Raw genomic sequence first — 3587 nt, forward strand, 5'->3', positions numbered from 1 at the left:
GAGTTGCCCCACCTCGACGCGCTGCCCGCCGAGGTTTCGCTCGAGCAATTACGCGAAGCGCTTGCCGCGGACCTCGAGCACGCTCGCGAAGGCGGTGCCGACTGGCGACAGGTCATCGACGCGGTGCGGCCGCGCACCGCCCGGCTCTGGCAGTCGTTGGGCTGGGAGGACCAGCGCCGCTTTCTGCGCGAGGACCTGCGGCAGTGGGAGGTGCTTCGGCATCGGATGCCGCCCACGATCGCCGACGCGATCCACGCGGCGATCGATGGTGGCCAGCTGGTCATCGAGGCGGGTGAGGTCGCCGATGTGTCGTTGCGCCGCAAGGGCGTTGAGCTGGTGGTGACGACCAGCGACCGATCCGTGCGCCGGCGTGGTGACGCGGTCGTCGTCGCTGCCGGCGCGGCCTGGGACCGGCGGTCGCTGCAACGCTCTGCGCTCTGGGCCAACCTATTGGCTGCGGACGTCGCGTCGCTGCACCCGAGCGGCGTCGGGGTGCGGCTCACTGAAGACGGCTATCTCATCGACGGGTCGGGAAACACGGTCCCGGGCGTCGTCTGCGTCGGCTCGATTCGTCAGGGGGAGGAGTGGGAAACCACCGCGATTCCCGAAATTCGCACGCAGGCAGCGGCCATCGCGAAGCTGCTGGGCGACGGCACCCGTCACCAACCGGTGCGCGCGCCCCGGCTCGTCACCGCTGCGCCGACGTTGACCGGAGCTTCCGCGTCGTATGCCGAAGGTGTGCGTCGTCTGCTCGCGGTCCAAGACCGTGCCTCGACCGCCTTCGCCGCCGCGGTCGCCGAAGACCCGCAACATGCGCGCGCGCACGTCGCGTTGGCGATGATCGCCACCGAACGGCCGGACCGGGCCGGCGGCCCCGACGCCGTCAGCGGCCATCTCGCCCGTGCGCGTGCGGCTTTGGCGCACGGCAGCGACGAAGACCGCAGCCACGTCGAGGCGATCGCGACCTGGTGCGAGAAGGGCAACGAGGCGGGCACCGACGCACTCATCGACCACCTCGATCGCATCCCCGACGACGCGGTCGCATTGCTGGTGCTGGCGCCGTCGATCGCGTTCGCCGGGGCCGGCGACGCGTTGCCGGATGCCTGGCAGTACGTCGAGCGGTTCACCGCTGTGCACGGCGAGGCGCCGTGGTATCTCGGACTGCGCGCCTACGGCCGAACCGAGCAGGGCCTCTGGTACGACGCGGCCGATTTGGCCGACGCCGCACTGGAACTCGATCCGGGCAACGGCAATGCCGCGCATGCGCTGACGCACGTGCATTACGAGACCGATGCGCACGGGGCCGGGTTGAAATGGCTGACGGACTGGATCCCGAGCGACGGCAGCACGCAGCGCTACCTACCCCACTTCCAATGGCATGCCGCGCTGCACGAGCTGGCGATGGGGGACGCGGCCGCCGCCGCGCGCCGGTACAACGCGTTTCTCGCGCCGCCGCATTCCAAGGGTGTTCGTTGCCTTGTCGATGCGGGTTCATTGGCGTGGCGGGCACGTCTGCATCCGGACTGGGTCACGCCACCCGACCCGATGCGAGTGATCAACGAGGTTGGCTCGCTTGCGTTTTCACCGCAGACGCCATTCATCGCGTTTCATGCGCTGTTGGTCCTGGCCGCGGCGAATGATCCGGCCGCGATCCGGGCAATCAATGTTCCGGGTGCCACCGATGCGCAGCTGACGACCTTGCGTCTGATCGGCGAAGGCCTGATCGCGTTGACGGCAGGGGAGCCGCGCGCCGCGCTCGACTACCTCCTCGAATCGCTTGGCGGGCTTGCCTCGATCGGCGGCAGCCGCGTGCAGCAAGAGGTGATTCTGGAAACGGCGTTGGCCGCAATGCTGCAGCTCGGTGCGCCGGGCCAAGCTGCGCGACTGCTGTCACGGCATCGTGCCGCACCCGGGCCGCAGGTGACCCGCGGCGCGGTCAACTGACCTGGCGCGCAAGGGATCGCGACGCCTCGATGCTGAGCCCCCGGTCAGGTGAAGTCGTATTCCGGTTGCACATGATTGGCTGCAGAGTCGCTCAGCCGGGCATAGACGCTGGCTACGGCGTCGAAGCGGCGTTCGACGGCGACGCGGTCGGACTCTTCGGGCACCGACTCGAGGTTGGCGCGCTGGATCATATTGGCTTCGTCCATAAGTACGCGCGCCTGGTCGGGGTCGGTGGTCTGCTCCATGATCGCTTTGAGTGCTTCGAGTTGACGCATCAGCAAGGCGGGCATGCCGTTGCTGGCCTGGCGGATCTTGTCGAATGACCGCTGCACCAAATTTTCGTAAGTGACCTGCTCGCAGATGACCCGGATGGCGCCGCTGCGGTCGTAGTACGCCGGTGCGGGTGTCCACACCCGCGCGAGCTTGCACAAGGTGTTGCCGAGCCAGTCTACGCACGTCAGCGCCGTGTAGGTGTCGTTGACCGCCGGCGAGAGTGCCCGAATGGCGATCTCGACTAGTTGGTCGATGCCGAAGGCGGGATCTTGGGCGAGGTTGCGGACCGGCCCAGTGACCTGCGCGCGTTTCAGGCGGCGGCTCATGCGGTCGGCGGCCTCGGGCGGCCACACCGCGGCGAGTTCACCGTCCTCCACTAAGAAGTTTCCCGGGCGATAGGGCATGTACACCACCGCATCGGCGGCCGACGCGGCGCGAATCAACATGTCGTAGCGGATGGCCTGCAGGTAGCCGCCTTTCGGGGTGCGCATCGTCGCGCCTGACGACTTGATGGTGTCGACCAGCGCTGCGATTTCCTTGCTGTCATCCGGATCGTCTGGGGTGGCCATCCGGATGTCGGGCTTTCGCACCCCGAGGTAGCGCGTCAAATCGCGGGCAATACTGGCGATGACGAAGGGCAGCTGGATCTGGATCGCGATGTGGTGCAGGAAGTAGATGAGCACGGCCAGATCGACCAGCACCAGCAGGAATACGATATTGACGGAAAAGTGCGGCACGAATACGCCGTGCTCTGCTGGGCCGATAGCTAGCAGCACAAGCACGCAGTACACGCATGTCGCCACAAACGTGCCCAGCGTGAGTTGAGTACCGCGATCGCGGATGAAGTTGCGCAGCATCCGAGGTCCGAACTGGGTCGATGCCAGCGTCAACGTAACGATTGTGACCGAGAAATTGATTCCGATGACCGTCATGATCGCTGCGGCCACCGCTAGGAGAATCTCGCGTGCCGTATCTGCGCTGCCTGCCTCCACCCATGCCGGAAGTGTGAGGGTGCCGTGGTAGACGGCACGATCTACCTCCAAAGTGGCCGCGAACAACGCAATCGCCGCGAGCACCTCCAAGCTCGGCACCAGCCAGAAGTTGGTTCGCAGTACTTCGCGCCGCCACTGCGACACAGTCATCCCGGAAATAAACAGCATGCAGCCACGCTAGAGGAAGGAGCTAATTTTGGCCGATTCCAGGGATTATTCGTTGGCACTCAAAGATCGCGCCTAACATGTGCCGCATGCGCCCGTTAATTCAATAGAGCCACGGCATCCGAACCTCATTTGCAAATGGAGAAATCATGAAGCCGTTAGCGACATTGGCAGCTGGGATCGCCATTTCGGCCGCAACACTCGGCGTGGCCG

1 protein-coding gene and 1 pseudogene are annotated in these 3587 nt (G+C 65.9%); one reads left to right on the forward strand and one right to left on the reverse strand.

The window, feature by feature from the left end; translation table 11 throughout:
• Nucleotides 1-1944, forward strand: a pseudogene (locus WAN02_RS12695) (hypothetical protein); the annotation flags it as partial.
• A 44-nt stretch (nucleotides 1945-1988) separates the two neighbouring features.
• Here the strand turns inward: WAN02_RS12695 and WAN02_RS12700 are convergent.
• A complete protein-coding gene (locus WAN02_RS12700) occupies nucleotides 1989-3377 on the reverse strand; it encodes a DUF2254 domain-containing protein (RefSeq protein WP_422264525.1) in 1389 nt (462 codons plus the stop codon).
• Nucleotides 3378-3587 lie beyond the last annotated feature (210 nt).

The sequence above is a fragment of the Mycobacterium sp. genome, from assembly GCF_049281135.1.
Taxonomy (GTDB): Bacteria; Actinomycetota; Actinomycetes; order Mycobacteriales; family Mycobacteriaceae; genus Mycobacterium.